1 rRNA gene is annotated in these 1,462 nt (G+C 53.7%); it reads right to left on the reverse strand.

Features of this window, described 5'->3' with window-relative positions:
• Positions 1–10 precede the first annotated feature (10 nt).
• A 16S ribosomal RNA gene (locus AB4133_RS11885) occupies positions 11–1,462 on the reverse strand; the annotation flags it as partial.

The raw sequence follows: 1,462 nt of genomic DNA on the forward strand, positions 1-1,462 counted from the left end.
TATCTTCGTATAAGGAGGTGATCCAGCCCCAGGTTCCCCTAGGGCTACCTTGTTACGACTTCACCCCAGTCATGAACCACAAAGTGGTGAGCGTCCTCCCCGAAAGGTTAAACTACCCACTTCTTTTGCAGCCCACTCCCATGGTGTGACGGGCGGTGTGTACAAGGCCCGGGAACGTATTCACCGTGACATTCTGATTCACGATTACTAGCGATTCCGACTTCATGGAGTCGAGTTGCAGACTCCAATCCGGACTACGACGCACTTTTTGGGATTCGCTCACTATCGCTAGCTTGCTGCCCTCTGTATGCGCCATTGTAGCACGTGTGTAGCCCTACTCGTAAGGGCCATGATGACTTGACGTCGTCCCCACCTTCCTCCGGTTTATCACCGGCAGTCTCCCTGGAGTTCCCGACATTACTCGCTGGCAAACAAGGATAAGGGTTGCGCTCGTTGCGGGACTTAACCCAACATTTCACAACACGAGCTGACGACAGCCATGCAGCACCTGTCTCAGAGTTCCCGAAGGCACACCTGCGTCTCCGCTGGCTTCTCTGGATGTCAAGAGTAGGTAAGGTTCTTCGCGTTGCATCGAATTAAACCACATGCTCCACCGCTTGTGCGGGCCCCCGTCAATTCATTTGAGTTTTAATCTTGCGACCGTACTCCCCAGGCGGTCTACTTAACGCGTTAGCTCCGAAAGCCACGGCTCAAGGCCACAACCTCCAAGTAGACATCGTTTACGGCGTGGACTACCAGGGTATCTAATCCTGTTTGCTCCCCACGCTTTCGCATCTGAGTGTCAGTATCTGTCCAGGGGGCCGCCTTCGCCACTGGTATTCCTTCAGATCTCTACGCATTTCACCGCTACACCTGAAATTCTACCCCCCTCTACAGTACTCTAGTTCACCAGTTTCAAATGCAGTTCCGAGGTTGAGCCCCGGGCTTTCACATCTGACTTAATGAACCACCTGCATGCGCTTTACGCCCAGTAATTCCGATTAACGCTCGCACCCTCCGTATTACCGCGGCTGCTGGCACGGAGTTAGCCGGTGCTTCTTCTGTTGCTAACGTCAAGAGATAGCGCTATTAACACTACCCCCTTCCTCACAACTGAAAGTACTTTACAACCCGAAGGCCTTCTTCATACACGCGGCATGGCTGCATCAGGCTTTCGCCCATTGTGCAATATTCCCCACTGCTGCCTCCCGTAGGAGTCTGGACCGTGTCTCAGTTCCAGTGTGGCTGATCATCCTCTCAGACCAGCTAGGGATCGTCGCCTTGGTGAGCCATTACCTCACCAACTAGCTAATCCCACCTAGGCATATCTTGACGCGAGAGGCCCGAAGGTCCCCCTCTTTGGCCCGTAGGCATTATGCGGTATTAGCCATCGTTTCCAATGGTTATCCCCCACATCAAGGCAATTTCCTAGGCATTACTCACCCGTCCGCCGCTCGACGCC

The organism is Vibrio sp. 10N.286.52.F8 (assembly GCF_041468745.1).
In the GTDB taxonomy this organism is placed as follows: Bacteria; Pseudomonadota; Gammaproteobacteria; order Enterobacterales; family Vibrionaceae; genus Vibrio; species Vibrio crassostreae_C.